The sequence below is a fragment of the Gordonia terrae genome (genome assembly GCF_001698225.1).
Classification (GTDB): Bacteria; Actinomycetota; Actinomycetes; order Mycobacteriales; family Mycobacteriaceae; genus Gordonia; species Gordonia terrae.
Map to the genome: position 1 here is coordinate 4,622,257 of NZ_CP016594.1, position 20,137 is coordinate 4,642,393.

The 20,137-nt window shown below is 67.5% G+C and carries 19 protein-coding genes; 10 read left to right on the plus strand and 9 right to left on the minus strand.

The window, feature by feature from the left end; genetic code table 11:
* Window positions 1–27: 27 nt before the first annotated feature.
* Window positions 28–492, minus strand: a complete 465-nt coding sequence (locus BCM27_RS20450) for a nuclear transport factor 2 family protein (protein WP_004022063.1) — start codon at window positions 490–492, stop codon at window positions 28–30.
* On the minus strand, window positions 489–1,808 hold the full coding sequence (locus tag BCM27_RS20455; protein ID WP_004022064.1) for a cytochrome P450: 1,320 nt from the start codon (window positions 1,806–1,808) through the stop codon (window positions 489–491). Before BCM27_RS20455 ends, BCM27_RS20450 begins: the two co-directional genes overlap by 4 nt.
* Window positions 1,809–2,149: 341 nt before the next feature.
* Here BCM27_RS20455 and BCM27_RS20460 point away from each other — a divergent pair, with 341 nt between their 5' ends.
* Together BCM27_RS20460 and BCM27_RS20465 are read left to right on the plus strand one after the other, a co-directional pair.
* Window positions 2,150–3,313, plus strand: coding sequence for a steroid 3-ketoacyl-CoA thiolase (locus BCM27_RS20460; RefSeq protein ID WP_004022065.1), 1,164 nt, complete (start codon window positions 2,150–2,152; stop codon window positions 3,311–3,313).
* Window positions 3,313–3,804 (plus strand): nitroreductase family deazaflavin-dependent oxidoreductase, encoded by a 492-nt coding sequence (locus tag BCM27_RS20465; RefSeq protein ID WP_004022066.1) that lies wholly within the window; start codon window positions 3,313–3,315, stop codon window positions 3,802–3,804. The genes BCM27_RS20460 and BCM27_RS20465 overlap by 1 nt, the downstream gene beginning before the upstream one ends.
* Window positions 3,805–4,042: 238 nt before the next feature.
* Here the strand turns inward: BCM27_RS20465 and BCM27_RS20470 are convergent, their stop codons facing one another.
* Window positions 4,043–4,669: a TIGR03086 family metal-binding protein gene (locus BCM27_RS20470; RefSeq protein ID WP_004022067.1), complete on the minus strand. Its 627-nt coding sequence runs from the start codon at window positions 4,667–4,669 to the stop codon at window positions 4,043–4,045.
* A 93-nt stretch (window positions 4,670–4,762) separates the two neighbouring features.
* Between BCM27_RS20470 and BCM27_RS20475 the strand changes: the two genes are divergently transcribed.
* Together BCM27_RS20475 and BCM27_RS20480 are read left to right on the plus strand one after the other, a co-directional pair.
* On the plus strand, window positions 4,763–5,758 hold the full coding sequence (locus tag BCM27_RS20475) for a helix-turn-helix transcriptional regulator (protein WP_004022068.1): 996 nt from the start codon (window positions 4,763–4,765) through the stop codon (window positions 5,756–5,758).
* Window positions 5,759–5,822: 64 nt separating this feature from the next.
* Window positions 5,823–6,941, plus strand: a complete 1,119-nt coding sequence (locus BCM27_RS20480) for a DUF5685 family protein (protein WP_033205099.1) — start codon at window positions 5,823–5,825, stop codon at window positions 6,939–6,941.
* A 54-nt stretch (window positions 6,942–6,995) separates the two neighbouring features.
* On the opposite strand, the gene fadD8 is transcribed toward BCM27_RS20480, so the two are convergent.
* Window positions 6,996–8,642: a fatty-acid--CoA ligase FadD8 gene (gene fadD8 / locus BCM27_RS20485; protein ID WP_033205101.1), complete on the minus strand. Its 1,647-nt coding sequence runs from the start codon at window positions 8,640–8,642 to the stop codon at window positions 6,996–6,998.
* A gap of 169 nt (window positions 8,643–8,811) precedes the next feature.
* Between fadD8 and BCM27_RS20490 the strand changes: the two genes are divergently transcribed.
* Window positions 8,812–9,468, plus strand: a complete 657-nt coding sequence (locus BCM27_RS20490; protein WP_004020843.1) for a GNAT family N-acetyltransferase — start codon at window positions 8,812–8,814, stop codon at window positions 9,466–9,468.
* 76 nt (window positions 9,469–9,544) lie between these two features.
* On the opposite strand, the gene BCM27_RS20495 is transcribed toward BCM27_RS20490, so the two are convergent.
* From BCM27_RS20495 to BCM27_RS20505, 3 genes are read right to left on the minus strand one after another with little or no spacing between them, the layout of a single operon-like run.
* Window positions 9,545–9,925: a DUF8021 domain-containing protein gene (locus BCM27_RS20495; protein ID WP_004020842.1), complete on the minus strand. Its 381-nt coding sequence runs from the start codon at window positions 9,923–9,925 to the stop codon at window positions 9,545–9,547.
* Complete coding sequence (locus BCM27_RS20500) at window positions 9,922–10,806, minus strand: SDR family oxidoreductase (protein ID WP_033205060.1); 885 nt, start codon at window positions 10,804–10,806, stop codon at window positions 9,922–9,924. Before BCM27_RS20500 ends, BCM27_RS20495 begins: the two co-directional genes overlap by 4 nt.
* Window positions 10,807–10,864: 58 nt before the next feature.
* A complete protein-coding gene (locus BCM27_RS20505; protein ID WP_004020840.1) occupies window positions 10,865–11,653 on the minus strand; it encodes an SDR family oxidoreductase in 789 nt (262 codons plus the stop codon).
* A gap of 90 nt (window positions 11,654–11,743) precedes the next feature.
* On the opposite strand from BCM27_RS20505, the gene echA20 reads away from it, so the two are divergent.
* The 5 genes from echA20 (at window position 11,744) to BCM27_RS20530 (ending at window position 16,282) form a co-directional block, all read left to right on the plus strand.
* On the plus strand, window positions 11,744–12,529 hold the full coding sequence (gene echA20, locus BCM27_RS20510; protein ID WP_004020839.1) for a (7aS)-7a-methyl-1,5-dioxo-2,3,5,6,7,7a-hexahydro-1H-indene-carboxyl-CoA hydrolase: 786 nt from the start codon (window positions 11,744–11,746) through the stop codon (window positions 12,527–12,529).
* Complete coding sequence (locus BCM27_RS20515) at window positions 12,529–13,458, plus strand: CoA transferase subunit A (RefSeq protein ID WP_004020838.1); 930 nt, start codon at window positions 12,529–12,531, stop codon at window positions 13,456–13,458. The genes echA20 and BCM27_RS20515 overlap by 1 nt, the downstream gene beginning before the upstream one ends.
* Window positions 13,455–14,225 carry a CoA-transferase subunit beta gene (locus tag BCM27_RS20520; RefSeq protein ID WP_004020837.1) on the plus strand — a complete coding sequence of 257 codons (771 nt, stop codon included), beginning with the start codon at window positions 13,455–13,457 and terminating at the stop codon, window positions 14,223–14,225. Before BCM27_RS20515 ends, BCM27_RS20520 begins: the two co-directional genes overlap by 4 nt.
* The gene (locus BCM27_RS20525) at window positions 14,222–15,334 is read left to right on the plus strand and encodes an NAD(P)H-dependent flavin oxidoreductase (RefSeq protein ID WP_004020836.1); all 1,113 of its coding nucleotides are present in this window, start codon (window positions 14,222–14,224) and stop codon (window positions 15,332–15,334) included. The genes BCM27_RS20520 and BCM27_RS20525 overlap by 4 nt, the downstream gene beginning before the upstream one ends.
* Window positions 15,335–15,478: 144 nt before the next feature.
* Window positions 15,479–16,282: an ABC transporter ATP-binding protein gene (locus BCM27_RS20530; RefSeq protein ID WP_004020835.1), complete on the plus strand. Its 804-nt coding sequence runs from the start codon at window positions 15,479–15,481 to the stop codon at window positions 16,280–16,282.
* 163 nt (window positions 16,283–16,445) lie between these two features.
* Here the strand turns inward: BCM27_RS20530 and BCM27_RS20535 are convergent, their stop codons facing one another.
* The gene (locus BCM27_RS20535) at window positions 16,446–18,182 is read right to left on the minus strand and encodes an ABC transporter ATP-binding protein (protein WP_004020834.1); all 1,737 of its coding nucleotides are present in this window, start codon (window positions 18,180–18,182) and stop codon (window positions 16,446–16,448) included.
* Complete coding sequence (locus BCM27_RS20540; protein ID WP_033205063.1) at window positions 18,179–20,083, minus strand: ABC transporter ATP-binding protein; 1,905 nt, start codon at window positions 20,081–20,083, stop codon at window positions 18,179–18,181. Before BCM27_RS20540 ends, BCM27_RS20535 begins: the two co-directional genes overlap by 4 nt.
* Between the last annotated feature and the right edge of the window lie 54 nt (window positions 20,084–20,137).

The window sequence follows — 20,137 nt, forward strand, 5'->3', positions numbered from 1 at the left end:
GCCCGCGGTGGGCTACTCGTGCGCCGATCAGGCCTTGCGCACCGAGTTGATGGTCTTCTCCACTTCCCAGAAGGCGCGCAGTGCCGACAGCTTCCCCTCGGCGTCGGCCCGATACGTGAAGACTCCCCGCGCCTCGGAGACGTGGCCGGCGATGTGGGTGACGATGCTGCCGATGTAGGCGACCTCGTTCCCGCAGATGATCTCCTCGTCGAACCGGAAGTCGATGTTCTCGGTCGTCCCGATCGACTTGTCCCAGAACTCGGAGATCGCCTCGTGCCCACGGAATCCGGCGCCGTCCGGATCGAACATCGACGGACCGACCGGGTCCTCCACCGTGGCGTCGACGGCGAAGTTGTCGATCCACGCCTGCTTGTCCCGTGACGCCACGAACTCACGCGAACGACGACCTGCCACGACTGCGGGATGATTCTCCCGGTCGATGCCGAGGTAGGCCGGCGACTGCTGCCCGGCAGTCTCCTCCGCTGCGGTCACTTCGTGCCGTAGTCGACGCGGAGTTCCTTGACCCCGTTGATCCAACCGTGCCGCAGGCGGCGCGGGGCGTCGAGCTTGGTGATGTCGGGCACCATGTCGGCGAGCGCGTTGAACATCAGGTTGATCTCCATCCGCGCGAGGTTCGCGCCGACGCAGAAGTGCGCACCGTTGCCGCCGAACCCGACGTGCGGGTTCGGGTCACGCATGATGTTGAACGAGAACGGATCGTCGAAGACGTCCTCGTCGTAGTTCGCCGAGCCGTAGAACATGCCGACGCGCTCGCCCTTCGCGATGTGGACGCCGCCGATCTGCGTGTCCCGCTTGGCAGTCCGCTGGAAGCAGTTCACCGGGGTCGCCCATCGGACGATCTCGTCGACCGCGGTCGCCGGGCGCTCCTTCTTGAACAGCTCCCACTGGTCGGGGTTGTCCAGGAACGCGTTCATCCCGTGGCTGATGGCGTTACGGGTGGTCTCGTTACCGGCCACGGTCAGGAGGATGAAGAAGAACCCGAACTCGGTCTCGTCGAGCGCCTGCCCGTCGATGTCGGCGTTCACCAGCGTGGTGACGATGTCCTCGCCGGGATTCTTGCGCTTCTCCTCGGCCATCGTGTAGCCGTAACCGAGGATCTCGGCATTCGCCTGCTGCGGATCGGTGGTGTAGTCCGGGTCGTCGGCGTTCATCATCGAGTTCGACCAGTCGAACAGCTTCTCCCGGTCCACCTCGGGCACACCGAGCAGATCCGCGATCGCCAGCAGCGGGAGGTCGACGGCGACGTCCTTGACGAAGTCGCCGCTGCCCTTCTCCGCGGCCCGCCTGACGATCTCGCGCGCGGCATCGTCGAGCTTCTCCTCGAGGGAGTGCACGGCACGCGGCGTGAACAACTTGGAGACCAGCTTGCGCAGGCGCGTGTGCTCCGGCGGATCGTGGTTGATCAGCAGCGCCTTGGTGATCTCGATCTGATCGGCGGTCATGTCGTCCTCGAAACGCATGATCACGCCGTTGGCGTTGGTTTCCCAGTCGTCGTTGTTCTTCGAGATCTCGCGGACGTGGGCGTGCTTGGAGATCACCCAGTAGCCACCATCGTGGAACCCGCCGCCCTTTCCGGGCGCCTGGGCATTCCACCAGACGGGTGCGGTCTTGCGCAGTTGCGCGAATTCCTGCACGGGGATTCCCTTTTCGAGCAGATCAGGGTTGGTGAAATCCCACCCTTCCTGCTGCATGAACGGGCACTCCGCGACGACGTCGGGAGGGCTCGCGTGCGCAGAATCCGCCGTGGTCGGCTCGCTGCCGATCGGGGCGCTCTGGGCCTGGGTCACGTCACACCACCTCGCTGTGAGATTTAGAACCTGTTTCAATCACATTGAAGCACACTGTGACCCATTCGACACCCCCAGACGAGAACTTGTTCTAGTTTTGTTCCCGGCTTGTTGCCCCCACCAGCAGCGTTGCTCCGCAGATCCGACCATGTTCGCCATCGTGCAGCGCAGTCGTACGACGCCGGACCGCGTCCCGAGGTGTCATCGGGGGACGCCTTCCGGACCCACCATAGACGCAAACATAGAACGTGTTCTAGCGTGATCTCAGCGGCCTCGACGCCCTGTCGTCGGGCCATACCCGGTGGGCAACGGAGTTCACCGAGACCAACGAAGGAGTGACCATGGGCGTTCCGGTCATCGTGGAGGCGGCGCGTACGCCGATCGGCAAGCGTGGCGGATGGCTGTCAGGACTACATGCCGAGGAGCTCCTCGGCATGACCCAGCGCGGGGTCCTCGACAAGGCCGGCATCGATCCCGCACTCGTCGAGCAGGTCATCGGCGGTTGTGTCACCCAGGCCGGCGCGCAGGCCGGCAACATCACCCGCAAGGCGTGGCTGTCGGCAGGCCTTGCCGAGGCCACGGGCGCCACCACCATCGACGCCCAGTGCGGTTCGGCGCAGCAGGCCAACCATCTGATCGCCGGGCTGATCGCCTCCGACGCGATAGAAATCGGACTGGCCTGTGGCGTGGAGACGATGTCGGTCGTCCCGCTGGGGGCCAACGTCGGCACCGACGCCGGGCCGTACCACGCGGAGTCGTGGGACGTCGACATGCCCAATCAGTTCGAGGCCGCCGAGCGCATCGCGAAACGCCGCGGCATCACACGCGCCGACATCGACGGGCTGGGCGAACGCAGCCAGCGCCTCGCGCGCCAGGCGTGGGACGAGGGCCGCTTCGATCGCGAGGTGTTGACGCTGAAGGCACCCGAGCGGACCAAGGAGGGCGAGCTCACCGGCAACATCCTGGACGTCAGCCGGGACCAGGGTCTGCGTGACACCACCCTCGAGTCGTTGTCGGCACTCAAGCCCGTCCTCGAGGGTGGCATCCACACCGCGGGCACTTCGTCGCAGATCTCCGACGGCGCGGCCGCGGTGCTGATCATGGACGAGTCCAGGGCACGTGAGCTGGGCCTGACGCCGCGTGCTCGCATCCGGTCGCAGGCACTGGTCGGCGCGGAGCCGCACTTCCACCTCGACGGTCCGGTCCAGGCGACCGAACGGGTGCTGGCGAAGTCGGGGATGTCGTTGTCCGACATCGACGTCGTCGAGATCAACGAGGCGTTCGCGTCGGTGGTGTTGAGCTGGGCTCAGGTCCACGGCGCGGACATGGACAAGGTGAACGTCAACGGCGGCGCCATCGCCCTCGGCCACCCGGTGGGCAGTACCGGGTCCCGCCTCATCACGACCGCACTGCACGAGCTGGAACGCCGGGACGGTCAGACCGCCCTGATCACCATGTGCGCGGGCGGAGCGATGGCCACCGGCACGATCATCGAGCGGATCTGATGCCCGCCTTCGATCCGAACAACAAACCGGCGCAGCTGGATTCACCTGTCGTCAGCAAGTTCATCAAGCTGGGCTCCAAGGCGAACACGGCGCTGTACAAGGCGACCGGCGGCCGGGTCGGCGGCACGTGGCGCGTGGGCGCGGGCCTCCGCAAACCGGCGCCGGTGTGCCTGCTGACGACGATCGGCCGCAAGTCGGGTCAGCCGCGCACGGCTCCGCTCATCTACCTGCGCCGCGGCGACTCGTTCGTCGTCGTGGCGTCGCAGGGCGGCTCGGCCAAGCACCCCGCGTGGTACCTCAACCTCCGGGACAACCCGAAGGTCGAGATCCAGCTCGGCAAGGAGAAGTTCGACCTCGTCGCACGCACGGCCACTGATGCCGAACGCGCCGATCTGTGGCCGGATCTGGTCGACACCTATGCCGACTACGACACCTACGCTGCCTGGACGGAGCGGACGATCCCGGTGGTCATCTGCGAGCCGGTTGCATAGCTCTAGCCAGACACCCCATCCCTGCTCCCTGAGGTGTGAGGAGCGATAGCGACGAGCCACGAAGGGCACCAACGCATCTCGCCAGGACCCTTCGAGGCTCGCTTCGCTCGCACCTCAGGGAGCGCGAAGTCGACCCGCCCGCACCTCAGGGAGCGCGAAGTCGGCCCGCTCGCACCTCAGGTAGCGCGAAGTCGACCCGCCCGCACCTCAGGGAGCAGAAGCCGTCGCGCTCTGTACTTCAGGCCACCCATCCCACCGACTGCCGGCCGGTCCAGTTGGCGAGCCGCTCGGTGGGTCCGGCCTCCGGGCGCGGCTCGACGACGGGGCCGAACGGGACACCGGGATCGGTGCGAATCGCGGCCGGGATGAACTGGCGTGCCACCCCGAGCGTCGTCTCGGCGAGTTCGGCGTCGGCCTCCGGAGGCCGACCGGTGGCGACCGCCAGATCCCAGCCGTGGACGAGTGTTTCACTGACATAACCCCACAGGGCACCGGCGCCCGGGACTTCGCCCCATGGCACCTGGACCATCGCGGAGAGCTTGGCGTCATCCGACCATGAGTCGAGCGCCTGGTCGATGAAGGCCGCGTAGGTCCGGGCGTCGAACTGTTCGGCGATCGACGCCATCGTGCGGATGTCGACACCCTCGGCCAGCGCGGCCGCGCGTTCGGCGACGGCGACGAGGTGGGCCGACAGCGTTCGGACGTCGAACTCGTCGCACGGCGTCGGCGAGTCGAGTTGGTCGTCGGACACTCCGTCGAGCAGTTCCACGACCCATGCGGTGGCGGCGCGGAACGCCGGCCGGGGATCGTCGAGGGCGGGCGTCGCCTCGGGAGTGGGTGCGGAGTTCGTGGTCGCTGCGTTCATGGTGTCGTCCTCTCGTGGGGTTTCGGGTACGTCGACCAGTGAAGTCCCGATACACGACACCTTCTGTCATGTATTTCCGGAAGAATCTCCCCCGTGCGCGCTGAACGCCTCATCGCCCTGCTCATGGTGCTGAAGAAGCACGACCGGGTCACCGCCGCGGTGCTGGCCGCCGAACTCGGGGTCTCCGAGCGAACCGTGCTGCGTGACATCGACGCGTTGTCCCTGTCCGGTGTCCCCGTGTACGCCGAGAGGGGTCGCCACGGCGGGTTTGCACTCCTGCCCGGATACCGCACCGATCTCACCGGACTGACCGTCGACGAGGCGACCTCCCTCCTGGCCGGGACGGGCCGGTTGGACTCCCCCGCGTTCACCAGCGCCATGCGAAAGGTGACCGCGGCGCTCCCGGAGGCGCACCGCGGCCACGCGGTCCGCGCCGCCCAGCGGGTTCTGGTCCGGCCGGAAGGGTTCGTCCGCGCACCCGAGCGACTCGAGTCGCTCGACGCCGTGCAGACCGCTGTCCTCGAGGGGCGTCGGATACGCATGTGCTACCGCCGGCGAGGCGCGGACGAGGCCCGTGAACACGTCCTCGACCCGATCGGACTCATCGTCGCCGGCGACACCTGGTATCTCGTCGCCTCCGGACGACGCCCGGGGACCACCGAGACGGCCGCCACCCGGAAGGACGGACCGGGCAAGGGTTCCGACGAACGGATGTACCGCATCTCCAGGATGCGCGACGTCGAGGTCCTCGACGAGCCCGCACAACGGGACGACGAGGTTGACCTCGCCGCGATCTGGGAACGACGCCGCGACGCGTTCCGCAGCTCGTTCGAACCCGTCGACGTGGTCGTCGACTGTGCCGCCGACGATGCCGAGCGCCTTGGGATGATCGCCACCGCCGTCGACACGATTCGCCGGCCGGGCGACCGCTGTCACCTCGAACTCCATTTCGCCGATCATCGACATGCCACCCGCGCCCTGTGGACGTCGATGTTCGATCACGATTTCGCCGTGGTGGAGCCGAGGTGGTTGCGGGACGCACTGTCCGCTCGCGCCCGATCGATCGGAGGGGTGCGCGGACCGGGTTGAGAGTGGTTGCGCCGAACGAATGAATCCCGTGGCGACGCTCCCGGCCCTGTGGTCTGATTCTCAGATGTTCGGAGTCCTCACTCCTTGTCGGCACGCACTCGACCACGATCTGATGGACCAGTGGCGCTCACACCTGTGCGGTGTCTGTATCTCGCTGCGCGACAACCACGGCCAGTCGAGCAGGCTGACGGTCAACACCGACGCGGTGATGGTCTCGATCCTCACCGCCGCGCAATCGGCGTCGGAGTGCGCGTCCACCTCTGCCGGCCGATGCCCCCTTCGCGGAATGCGCACGGCGACAGTCGTGTCCGGCGACGAACCGGGCGTCCGCCTGGCCACCACCGCGTCGCTCACCCTGGCCGCAGCGAAGGCTGCCGACGTCGGCAACGAGCAACACCACGCGCTCGCGCCCCGCCGGCCGGTCCGCGCGAAACTCGCCGGATACGCCGGGAACCATCTACGCCGGCATGCAGCGGCCGACACCGCGGTCGCCGACCGGCTCGACATCGATTCCATGATGACGACGCTGTCGCGGCAGGCGGAGATCGAGTCGACGAGCACGGTGCTCGACGACCTCATCGAACCATCGGCGGTCGCTGCGGCACAGGTCTTCGCCACCTCGGCGGTGCTCGCCGAGGTCCCCGGCAATCGGGAGCCGCTGCTCGACATCGGCGCGGATTTCGGCCGCATCGCACACCTGCTCGACGCAGTCGACGACTACGACTCCGATGACGCCGTGGGGCGGTTCAACCCACTCCGCGCGACCGGCACGTCACCCGAGACCGCCCTCGACCGGTGCCGGCGACTGGCGGCCGCGATCCGGGCGCGCTATGCGGATCTCTTCCTCGCCGACGACCGCTTGCTGCGCGTGGTCCTGCTCGACGGACTGCGCCACGCCATCCACAAGCGAATGCACCCTCATTCTGCCGCCATGTCGGTGACCGCCGACTCGCGCACACAGTGGCCACCGCACCGGCCCTTCGGTTATCCGACCGAGTGGCCGTACCCGCCGCCGTTCAAGCCGAATCGTTCCTTCGCCGAACGGATTCTGCCCTTCATCGGTGTTTCCTGTTTCGGCAAGGCCTGCTGCACCGACCATTGGAATCACTTCACCGACAAGTACAAGGATGCGGCCTGCGACGACTGTGACTGCTGCGATTGTTGCGACTGCTGCGATCTCTGACCGACTGCTGCGATCTCTGGCCTGCGATCTGGGTCCGTCCCAGGGAACGAAGACCTAACCGACTCCGCGGTCGGAGGTGGCCCAGTACTGAGACCGCAGCGCCTTCTTGTCGGGTTTGCCGAGTGCGGTCAACGGCAGTGCGTCGGCGAAGATCACCTGCTTGGGCGACTGCACCGCGCCCTTGCGGTCTTTGACGGACTGCTGGATCTCGGTCGTGATGCGGCCTTTCGCCGCATCGTCGGTGTCGGCATCACTGCGGAGCACGACGATCGCGGTGACCGCCTCCCCCCACTTCTCGTCCGGGACACCGATGACGCCCACCTGACCGACGGCCGGGTGCTCGGCGACGACATCCTCGACCTCGCGCGGGAACACGTTGAACCCGCCGGTGACGATCATGTCCTTGGTGCGGTCGACGATGAACCAGAATCCGTCCTCGTCCTCGCGAGCGACGTCACCGGTGCGCAGCCAGCCGTCACGGAAGGTGTCCGCGGTCTGCTCCGGAAGACCGAGGTAACCACCCGCGAGAAGCGGTCCGGCGACACAGATCTCGCCGGGCTCACCCTGCGGGACGGGCTTGTCGTCGGGGCCGAGGAGGGCGGTGCGCAGGAAGGCCGACGGTCGTCCGCAGCTGCTCAGCCGACGCTGGTCCTCGCCGGGACCCGGATGATCGCCCTTGGCCAGATAGCTGATGACCATCGGGGCCTCGGACTGGCCGTAGTACTGCGCGAAGATCGGCCCGAAACGCTCGATGGCCTCGGCGAGACGTACCGGATTGATCGGCGACGCACCGTAATACACGGTCTCCAGTGACGACAGGTCGCGCGTCTTCGAGTCCGGGTGGTCCATCAGCGCGTACAGCATCGACGGCACCAGCATCGTCGCGGTGATCTTCTGCTCCTCGATCGTGCGCAGCACCTCCGCCGGGTCGAACTTGGACAGCACCACCATCGATCCGCCCTTCATCAGGGTCGGCACGAAGAACGCCGCACCGGCATGCGACAGCGGGGTGCAGAGCAGGAACCGCGGGTGTTCCGGCCATTCCCATTCCGCGAGCTGGATCTGCGTCATCGTCGACATGGCCCGGGCGGTGCCGATGACACCCTTGGGTTTGCCCGTCGTCCCACCCGTGTAGGTGATCGAGACAACGTGGTCGGGCGAGAGATGCGCCGCCGCAAGAGGCTTGGGGTCGAAGTTCTCGGCCTCGGCGATCACGTCGCGCGCGTGGGCGGCCAGCTGCTCGGGTACCGGCCCGAGTGTCAGCACCTGCTTGAGGCCGGGCACTCGTTCGAGCAGCGCCGCCGCCCGCTCGACGAACATGGGGACCGGATCGATGATCAGGGTCGACACACCGGCGTCGGACAGCACGTAGGCGTGGTCGTCGAGCGACCCCAGCGGGTGCAGCGCGGTACGACGCCATCCCTGGGTCTGGCCGGCGCCGATCACGAACAGCACCTCCGGACGATTCAGCGCGAGCAGGCCGACCGCGGTTCCGGTGCCGGCCCCCAATCCCTCGAAGGCCTGGATGTACCGGCTGATCGACGCGGCCATCTCGCCGCCGGTCATCTCGGTGTCACCGAGGGACAGCACGGTGCGGTCGGCGTGCCGCCGCAACGCCGCGACCATCAGGTCGCCCATGTGCGTGCCCCCGCGCAGGTGATCGAAGTCGGCCGGTGGTGTCGTCGTACCCTCGTTCGTCATGAACACCAGACTAGGACGTGTTACAGCCAGAGGGAAGAATCTCCACCAAAACAGACCCTCCAGCCGATAGAACCTGTTCTACATTTGCGCCTCGAGGGCGAGGTCCGGCATCCGATGCGCGCACCGGATGTCCACCACATGGTGACCGACGGTGACCTAGGATCGAGGCATGACTGATCTCGACCTCGCCACCACCCGACGAGACATCGCCGACGCCCTGCTGACCGCTCTCGAACGTCGCCATGAGGTCCTCGATGCCATCGTGGACGCCGAGAATCACGACCAGGCCGTCGCCGCAATCGTCGAGCTGCTCGGGAAGTCCCGGCTCGGCGCCGAGGCCATTCTGGACATGAAGCTCGACCAGCTCACCAAGGACGACCGTCGCAAGAACCAGGCCGAGCTCGACGACCTGAACAGTTCCCTCACCTTCACGCTGGCCGAGCGGCCGGCGAGCAGCGGTGACACGCTCGACCTCCGTCCGTTCGACCCGTCCGCCGACGCGGAACTGTTCTCGGCGCGGACCAACGAGATCGGCACCGCCGGAGACGGTTCCGGTGCTCCCGCCGGAGATGTCGCGGCCGAGATCAGCGCCGCCACCGACCGGGTCGACGCCGAGGAAGCCGTCTGGCTGGTGGCCGTCGAGGGCGAATCGAAGGTGGGCTTCGTATTCGGCGAACTGAAGGACGGCGAGATCGACCTGCGCATCTGGATCCATCCCCAGTTCCGCAAGTCGGGGTACGGCACCGCCGCGCTGCGCAAGTCGCGTTCGGAGATGGCCGCCTACTTCCCGGGCGTGCCGATGGTCGTCCGCGCGCCGGGCGCCTGACTCACATCCATACCAGCCGAACACCCACCGCCACACGGGGCGGTGGGTGTTCGTTGCGTGCGAAAGTGCCCGGCGGTCAGGCGCGTTGGGGCCGCGGGAGCCCGAAGTGGGCGACGATCGCACGGATCCGGTTGTCCTCGTCGATCACGAAGGTCTCCGACACCGTCGCCCCCAGTCGTAGCGCCTTGGGTCGGACGTGCACGACGTAGCGCGTGGTCACGCTGTGACCGTCGACCGTTGCGGTGAAGTCCGAGACCCGATGGATGAGGCGGAATTGCGGACCGCGGGCGAGGCTACGGGTGATATGGCCGCCGTTGCGTCCGGTCTTGACGCCGAACTCCACCCGGGTGCAGTCCGGGTGCAGCGCGACCGCAGACGGATCGTGACTGACCAGGGCATCGACATAGGCCCTGGCCGCTGCGATCCGGTCGCCCGACGAATCGGCGGGTGACGTCATCGCGCGCCGTACACCGGCATCGGCACCGGCGCCTTCGCCAGGATCTCCTCGATCACCGGGCCGAGCTCACCAGCCTCCCAGCGAGACCCCTTGTCCCGCTCGATGCTTCGTTGCCAGCCATCGGTGACCGAGATCTTGCCGCCCTCGACCTCGAACACCCGGCCGGTCACCGAGCCCGCTGCGGGCGAACCGAGCCAGACCACGAGCGGCGACACATTTGCCGGATCCATCGAGTCGAAGGAGCCGTCGGCGGGTGCGGCCATCTGAGCGGCCATTGCCTCACCGGCGCCCATGGTCATCTGGGTGCGGGCGGCCGGAGCGATCGCGTTCACGGTGACACCATACGACCCCAGTTCGGCCGCTGCCTGGATCGTCAGGGCCGCGATGCCGGCCTTCGCCGCGACGTAGTTACCCTGGCCCACCGAACCGTACAGGCCCGCACCGGAACTCGTGTTGATGATGCGTGCCTGCGGAACGTCGCCGGCCTTGGCCTGCGCGCGCCAGTGCGCGGCCGCGTGCCGCAGTCCGACGAAGTGCCCTTTGAGGTGCACCCGGACGACTGCATCCCATTCGTCCTCCGACAACGAGACCAGCATCCGGTCGCGGACGAAACCCGCATTGTTGACCAGGATGTCGAGGCGCCCGAAGGTGGAGAGCGCGGTCTCGACCATGGCCGCTCCCGCATCCCAGTCCGCGACATCACCCACCGATGCGACGGCCTGCCCGCCCGCGGCGACGATCTCGTCGACCACCTCGCTCGCCGGATCCTCGGCGTAATCGTTGACCACGACCTTCGCGCCGTCGGCGGCGAACGCGAGGGCGTGGGCACGTCCGATGCCCTGGCCGGCACCGGTCACGATGACGACTCGACCCTCATTCATTGTGCTGGTCACACTGTTTCCTTTCCGAACTGCTCTCGGACCCGATCCGCGCCGGGTCTCAGACTGCGTTACCGGCGGTCGCGGCGTCGAGGAATGCCGGTTTCTCGCCGCCCCCGTGCACGGTCAGCGTCGATCCGCTGATGTAACCGGCGAGTGGTGACAGCAGGAACGCGACCGCATTGCCCACGTCGGCGGGCGTGGCCATGCGGCCCATCGGGATGGTCGCACCCACCGCCGCGACGCCGGCGTCGTCGCCGTAGTGCAGGTGCGACTGCTCGGTGACGACCGGACCGGCGATCACCGAGTTCACCCGCACCCGCGGCGCCCACTCGACGGCCAGCGAGCTCATCAGGTTGTCGAGCCCGGCCTTCGCCGCCCCGTAGGCCGAGGTCCCGGGTGACGGCCGGTGGCCGCTCACGCTGGAGATGTTCACGATCGCACCGCCGTCGGGCTGCGTCTGCATCACGGCGTTGGCCGCGCGGGCCACGGCGAGCGGAGCGAGCAGGTTGAGATCGACGATCTTGCTGGCGAATCGGACCGATGCGTCGGCGGCCAGTGCGAACGGTGATCCGCCTGCGTTGTTCACCACGCCGTCGATACGTCCGGCGCGCACGATGATCTCGTCCATCATCGCCTCGACCGCATCCGCGTCGCGGACGTCGCAGGACACGAAGTCGACCTCACGGAGGTCGTCGGCGAGGTTGTCGGCGTTACGGCCGCAGATCACCGGTCGAGCGCCGAGCGAGCCCAGCACGCGGGTGATCCCGGCACCCACCCCACGCGCCCCGCCGGTGACCAGCACAACCTTTCCGACCAGGCCCAGCTCGACCTGTGACTGCGTCTGCATGGGTGCTACCCTACCAAACAACCAAGCACTTGCTTGGTGCGCTTCCGCAGTCCTCCGGGCTGTCCGAGTCGCCCCATGAGAGGAGCCCGCGTGCCGATCACCACGACACGTTCCGATTCCGGGATCGTGACGGTCACCGTCGACTATCCGCCGGTCAACGCGCTGCCATCGGCCGCGTGGTTCGAACTCGGCGACGCCATCACCGCCGCCGGAGCGGACCCGACCACGCATGTGGTGGTACTGCGAGCAGAGGGGCGCGGCTTCAATGCCGGCGTCGACATCAAGGAGATGCAGGCGACCGACGGCTTCGACGCCCTGATCGGCGCCAACCGCGGATGCGCCGCCGCGTTCAGCGCGGTCTACGACTGCGCGGTCCCCGTCGTCGTCGCCGTGAACGGATTCTGCGTGGGCGGCGGCATCGGACTCGTCGGGAACGCCGACGTCATCGTGGCCTCCGACGACGCCGTCTTCGGACTGCCCGAGGTCGACCGCGGGGCCCTCGGCGCGGCAACGCATCTCGCACGACTCGTGCCCCAGCACATGATGCGGACCCTATACTTCACCGCTAAGAACGTCACCGCCCAGCAACTCGAGCATTTCGGGTCGGTGTACCGGGTCGTGCCGCGCGAGGAGCTGCTCGACGCGGCCCTCGAGATCGCGGAGGCCATCGCCGCCAAGGACACTCGGGTGATCCGCGCAGCGAAGGAAGCGATCAACAACATCGACCCGATCGACGTCAAGGCGAGTTACCGCCTCGAGCAGGGTTACACCTTCGAGTTGAACCTGGCCGGCGTCGCCGACGAGCACCGCGACGCGTTCGTCTCGACCGGCAAGCCACTCGCCGCGAATTCGGCTTCGGATGGAGGACGCGCCTGATGCCCACCGACAAGACAAGTACTTTCGACGACGTCATCGCCGAGCTGCGCGACGGGATGACCATCGGCATCGGCGGATGGGGTTCGCGCCGTAAGCCGATGGCGCTGGTGCGCGCGCTCGCCCGCTCCGACGTCAAGGACCTCACCGTGGTCACCTACGGCGGGCCCGACCTCGGGTTGTTGTGCGCCGCAGGCAAGGTACGCCGCGCGTACTACGGCTTCGTCTCGCTCGACTCGGCGCCTTTCTACGACCCGTGGTTCGCCAAGGCCCGCACCAACGGCGAGATCGAGGTGCGCGAGATGGACGAGGGAATGGTGAAATGCGGGCTGGAAGCAGCCGCCGCGCGCGTGCCGTTCCTTCCCATCCGCGCCGGCCTGGGCTCCGACGTCCTCAATTTCTGGGAGGGTGAGTTGAAGACCGTCACCTCGCCCTATCCCGACGCCGACGGCCGCACCCAGACCCTGGTGGCGATGCCGGCACTGAAACTCGACGCCGCCTTCGTGCACCTGGATCTGGCCGACGCCCACGGCAACGCCGCCTACACCGGGGTCGACCCGTACTTCGACGATCTCTACTGCGCGGCCGCCGAGCGTCGCTACCTCGAAACAGATCAGATCGTCTCCACGGAGGTACTGGTCAAAACCGTTCCGCATCAGCGTCTTCTGCTCAATCGGATGAACGTCGACCGGGTTGTCCACGCACCGAACGGGGCGCACTTCACTTTGACGGGCGCCGGGAGCGGAGCGAGCGGGCCCAATGGCACAGCCGAGTACGGCCGGGATGAGAAGTTCCAGCAGTTCTATGTGGCCTCGGCCAAGGAACCCGAGACCTGGGATGCGTTCACCCGCCGGTTCCTCCAGGTCGACGAGGAAACCTACCAGCGCGAGGTCACCGCGTGGCAGGCCGAGCAGAAGGAGAACGAGCAGTGAGCACCGCCGAGACCCAGACGTCCACGGACGTCACGCGCGCCGAGTACTGCGTCATCTCCTGCGCCGAGATCTTCTCCGGGGCAGGCGAGATCATGGCATCGCCGATGGCGCCCACTCCCCTGCTCGGTGCCCGCCTGGCACGCCTCACCACCGAACCCGATCTGCTGATCACCGACGGTGAGGCGCTGATCCTGGCCGACACACCGCCGATCGGGAAGACCGGACCCATCGAGGGGTGGATGCCGTTCCGCAAGGTCTTCGACGTCGTCGCGTCGGGGCGACGTCATGTGGTCATGGGCGCCAACCAGATCGACCGTCACGGCAATCAGAATCTGTCGGCCTTCGGACCGCTGCAGCACCCGACGCGCCAGATGTTCGGTGTGCGTGGAGCTCCCGGCAACACCATCAACCACCCGACGAGCTACTGGGTGCCGCGGCACACGGCACGCGTCTTCGGCGAGTCCGTCGACATCGTGTCGGGCGTCGGCTTCGACAAGGTCGATCCGGAGAACCCCGCCTTCGACGATCTGAACATCCACCGCGTCGTCACCAACCTGGGCGTCTTCGACTTCGGCGGCGCGGGCCACACGATGCGGGCCCTGTCGCTGCATCCGGGAGTCACGGCCGACGAGGTCGCCGAGAACACCGGCTTCGAGATCGACGGCCTCGCCGATGCACCGGAAACGCGCAGGCCGACGGCAGAGGAGCTCGGCCTGATCCGGGACGTCCTCGATCCGAAGGGCGTCCGCAACAAGGAAGTCCGATGAGCGAACCCACCGCCGCGCATCCGAGCCCGGCACGTGCAGCCGGATTGTCGACTGCGTTCACCGAGCTCGTGGGCATCGAGTACCCGGTCGTGCAGACCGGGATGGGCTGGGTGTCCGGGCCCTCGTTGACCTCGGCGACCTCGAACGCCGGCGGGTTGGGAATCCTGGCGTCGGCGACGATGACCTTCGCCGAACTCGAGACCGCGATCGTGAAGACGAAGACGCTGACCGACAAGCCGTTCGGCGTGAACATGCGCGCCGACGCGACCGACGCCCCGGAGCGGATCGACCTGCTGATCCGCGAGCGTGTGAAGGTCGCGTCCTTCGCGCTGGCACCCAAACCGGAACTCATCGCCAAGCTGAAGGACAACGGGATCGTCGTCATCCCGTCGATCGGTGCGGCCAAGCACGCCGTGAAAGTCGCGTCGTGGGGTGCCGACGCGGTGATCGTGCAGGGCGGCGAAGGTGGCGGCCACACCGGACCCGTCGCGACGACGCTGCTCTTGCCGTCGGTACTGGACGCGTTGTCGGCAAAAGGCATCGACATGCCGGTGGTCGCCGCCGGCGGCTTCTTCGACGGCCGCGGGCTCGCCGCGGCGCTGGCCTATGGCGCCCAGGGCGTCGCGATGGGCACGCGCTTTCTGCTCACCTCCGACAGTGCCGTGCCCGACTCGGTCAAACAGGAGTACCTCGGACGCGGACTCGGCGACACCGTCGTGTCGGTGAAGGTCGACGGCATGCCGCATCGCGTCTTGCGTACCCCGCTGGTGGAGGCGCTCGAAAGCGGAAGCCCGGTCAAGGCGCTCGTCGCCGCGGCGCGCAACGCCAACGAGTTCAAACAGATGACCGGCATGCGCTGGACGACGATGCTCAAAGACGGTCGCACGATGAAGAAGTCGGGCGAACGAACGTGGCAGCAGGTCATCATGGCCGGCAACACCCCGATGCTGCTCAAGGCCGGCCTCGTCGAGGGCGACACCCGCGCCGGGGTACTCGCCTCCGGCCAGGTGGTCGGGATGATCGACGACCTGCCGAGCTGTGACGAGCTGATCCAGTCGATCATGACCCAGGCGCACGAACGGTTGAAGACACTCGGATCGTTGGGTTAAGGCGCAGCGCCCGGAGCTTGCGGAGGGCCGCCACCCCCGCCCCCTGAGGAGGCCCGGAGCTTGCGGAGGGCCGCCACCCCCGCCCCCTGAGGAGGCCCGGAGCTTGCGGAGGGCCGTCACGAAGGGTCCGGTAGGTTCGCAAGCGTGTCTACCCCGGATGTCTTGCGCCTGGATTCGGTCGGTTTCGTGCGGCAGTCCCGCGCGATCCTCACCGACATCGACCTCACCATCCGGGCCGGCGAGCGATGGGCGCTCATCGGCCCGAACGGTGCGGGCAAATCGACGATCCTGAGCCTGTGTGGCGCCGAACAACATCCGACGTCCGGAACGGTCCATGTCCTCGGACATCAGCTGGGGCGGGTCGAGATACGACAACTGCGCGAGTCCATCGGCCACGTGAACCCGCGGCATCCGCTGCGATCACCGCTGACCATCCGCGAGGTCGTGCTGACCGGTGCGACCGGCACGACCGAGTTGATGGACCACCGGAAACCCGCACCGGAGACACTCGTCCGCGCCGACGAGCTGATCGAGATGCTCGGCCTGAGCGCTCTCGCGTCGGCGCCGTGGACCAACCTGTCACAGGGCGAACGCGGCCGGACGCTGATTGCCCGCGCGCTGCTGTCCGACCCGCGGCTCCTGTTGCTCGACGAGCCGTCGACCGGCCTCGATGTGGCCGCGCGCGAGCGACTTCTGCAGACCGTCGACCGGTTGCACCGCACGCACCCGGACCTCGCGACCGTGCTCGTCACCCACCACCTCGAGGAACTGCCCGAGACGACCACGCATGCTGTATTGGTGACCGGAGGTCGGATCCTCGCCGCCGGCCCCGTCGACGAGGTCCTGACCACCGAGTTGGTGACGGAGTGCTTCGACTACCCCATCGAGATCGCGCACCAGGAGGGCCGGTGGTCGGCGCGGGGTGTCACTGCCTCTGCCCCTTCGTGACGGCCCGCCGCACGCTCCGAGCCACCCTTGCTCCCTGAGGTGCGAGCGCAGCGAGCCACGAAGGGCATGGTGACGCACCTCGACGCGCCCTTCGTGGTTCGTCGCTATCGCTCCTCACACCTCAGGGAGCATGGGGACGCTCGCGCCTCAGGGGGCAAAGGAACTACGCCGACGGTGTCAGCGTCCAGCCGGCAGCAGCGGTGCGCTGGTTCCAGAACTCGGTGTAACGCCCGCCCCGGGTGAGCAGTTCGTCGTGCGTGCCCATGTCGTCGACACCGCCCTGATCGTCGAGGACGACGATCTGGTCGGCGGCGATCACGGTCGAGAGCTTGTGCGCGATGACCAGTACCGTGCTCTGGTCGGCGAGGCAGCGGATCGACTCGGCGACGTGCGATTCGTTCTCGGGATCGAGAGCACTGGTCGCCTCGTCGAAGAGCACGATCGGGGCGTCTTTGAGCAACGCGCGGGCGATCGAGACCCGTTGCCGCTCACCGCCGGACAGCGCCGAACCGCCCTCACCGACGACTGTGTGCCAGCCATCGGGCAGCCGGTCGACGATCGAGGTGACGCCCGCTGTCTCGGCCGCGGCGCGGATCTCGTCGTCGGAAGCATCGGGGCGGCCCAGTTTGATGTTCTCCCACAACGTGTCGTCGAAGAGGTAGACGTCCTGGAACACCTGGGACAGCTGGCCCATGAGCGCACCGGTCTCCTGCTCCCGCACGTCGACGCCACCGACCTTCACGACGCCGCCGTCGACGTCGTAGAACCGGGCGATGAGGCGGAAGATGGTCGACTTTCCCGATCCGGAGGGACCGACGAGCGCCGTCATCGTGCCCGGACGAGCCCGAAGCGACACGTCGCGCAGGACCTGCGTGCCGGTCTCGTATCCGAATGCCACACCGTCGAGTTCGACGGCGCCCGGCTCGGTGATCGGCGTCGGCCGCTCGGGCGCGGGCATCCGGTCGGTGTCGAGCACACCGGTGATGCGATTGATCTCGTCGGTGGACATGCGCAGCGTCGAACCGAGTTCGGCGAGTTCGCCGATCGGCCCGAAGAAGCGCGCCGCGAGCCCGAATACTGCGATCAGCAGCGCCGGTTCGATGTGACCCGCCACGGCCAGCCACGCGCCGAGGGCGAGCACGGCACTGAAGACAACCTGCACCGACAACCCGTTCAGCAGGATGCCGAGGATCGAGCGCCAGAGCATCGACTTGCCCACGCGGGCTTGCCGGCCGAGCGCGTCGGCGAGCGGCTTGTGCGCGGAGTCCGAATCACCGAAGGCGCGCAGCACCGCCTGGCAGCGGGCGAACTCCAGCACCCGGTTGTTGACCTTGACGGCCTCGGCACGCTTGCGCCCCTCGGACTTCGCGAGGAACGAGCTCGACAGCTTGCCGACGTACATCAGGAGCAGTGTCCCGACGACCATGAGAAGACCGATGCGCCAGTCGAAGAAGCAGATGCCGATGACGACCACCACGGAGCTGACCGTGTTGACCACGACCGGGGTGATGTAGTGCGCCCCGGTGCTGCCGACGAACATCGTTCCCTTGACCGCGATCTGGGAGACGTCGCCGACCCGGTCGCGGGTGAACCAGCCGAGCGGCAGCGTCACCATGTGATCGCCGAGGCGGTGATGCAGCATGCGCATCGCGTAGAGGGCCATCGTCATGCCCTTGAGCGACTGGACGTACGCGCTCACCGCGCAGATGACGACGAGCACGGCCAATGGCCACAACCACTGTGCAGCGGCGGACAGATCACCGGTCAGCAGGTGTTCGACGATCGGGACAAGGGTGAGCATCGCCAACCCCTGCGCGATGCCGTAGACGACCACCCAGGTCAGGAAGACGACCATGCGGGCACGTTCGGAACCCAGGATCGTGTAGAAACCGCGGATCATCGTGCCACCTCGCTGCTCGCGACCGCGCCGCGCGCGATCTCCTCATCCTGTCGGGTGGTCCCGGCCTCGTAGGCGGCCCACATCGACGCATACAGCCCGCCGCGGGCGACCAATTCGTCCTGCCGGCCCTGTTCGACGACCCGGCCCCGATCGAGGACGACGATGTTGTCCGCGTGCGTGATCGAGCCGAGCCGGTGGGCGATAACGAGCACGGTTCGCCCGACCATCAGAGTGCCGATGGCCTGCTGGATCTGCGCCTCCGACTCTGGATCGGCGAAGGCGGTCGCCTCGTCGAGGACGAGGATCGGCGTGTCTGCGAGCAGTGCCCGCGCGATCGAGACGCGTTGCGCCTCACCGCCGGAGAAGTGTGCGCCATCGCCGACCACGGTGTCGTAGCCGTCGGGTAGCTCCAGGATGCGGTCGTGGATCTGCGCGGCACGGGCGGCGTCGTAGACCTGCTCGTCGCTCGCGTCCGGACGGCCGAGCCGAATGTTGTCGCGCACCGACATCGTCAACAGCTGCACGTCCTGCAGCACGAAACCGACATGGCGGTAGAGCTCGGTGGCGGCGATGTCCCGTACGTCCACCCCACCGATGCGGACCGCGCCGGAATCGGGATCGCCGAAGCGGGGCAACAGCGTCGCGAGCGTCGACTTCCCGCTCCCGGACGGCCCGACGAGCGCGGTCACGGTGCCTTCGGCCAGTTCGACGCTGACGTCGTCGAGCGCCTTCACCCCGGACGGCACGCCGAGACGCGGCGGGTAGGTGAAGTGCACGTTCTCGATCCGCACGTCGTGTCCGGCGGGCACCTGCGGGTTGTCCGGGACGTCGAGTTCGGGCTCGGCGAGCAGCGCGGCGATACGCAGCGCCGCGGCCGAGGCCTGCTGACGGGTGTGGACCGCGGTGGACACGGTGAGCAGCGCAGTGGGCAGCACCATCGCGATCAGCGTCGAGCCGACGAGTTCGATGGGCTGGACCCACCCGCTGTCGACCAGCCAGTACCCGACCCCGAGGTTGACCAGCAGGATCAGGGGCGCGCTGATCAGGACGGTGGTGACCGCCTGAACGCGCAGCATCGGCCCCATGTAGCCGGCGAAGTCGTCGTTGAACTCGTCGGCGGCATCGACAAAACGCCGGTGGGCCTTGCCCGTCTGCCCGAACGTCTTCACCACGGCGACACCCGAGATGAACTCGACGATGGTGGCACTGATCCGCGCGACACCCTTGTCCATCTTCTCCATCTCGGTCGTGAGGTCGCGAGCCATGTAGGAGTAGGTCAGGGCATACAGCGGCACGGTGGCGACGGCCAGGAGCCCGAGTCGCCAGTCCAGGTAGAAGCAGTAGATCAGCGCGAAGATCGGCGAGAGCATCGCGGCCGTCGCCTCGACCGTGGCATGGGCGACCAGGTAGTGCAGATCTGCGACGTCGTTCTGCACGGACTTGCGGACCGCACCGGAGCTGGTGCGGCTGAACCAGCCCAGCGGGAGCCGACCGAGCTTGTCCGCGATGCGGATTCGAAGTTGTGCCTGGAGGTCGAGATCGGCGAAGTGGGTGATCGCGAGCGCGAGGAAGCTGAAGGCCGCGCGTGCGCCGAGTCCCGCGACGACCAGCCACACGACCAACCACACGCGACCCGAATCGACCGGCCCGGGTTCGAGCAGGATGCGTCCGAGTTCGACGATCCCGATGAACGGCACCACCGTTGCCGCGGAGGCGAAGACCTGGACGAACTGGGCGAGGAGCGTGCGCTTCTTCACCGGGGCCAGGATGTCGGCGAGGGCAGCGGCTTTCGCCTTGGACTCGGATCGGGCCTGGGCGCGCGCGGCTTTCGGACCGTCGGGTCCGGCGTCGACGTCGGACACTGGTGCAGGCGCGGCCACATCGGTTCCGCCAATTGTCATATGCGCACAATAACGGCCGGACGCTGGGAAAGGAAAGCTAACCTAACTTCGACG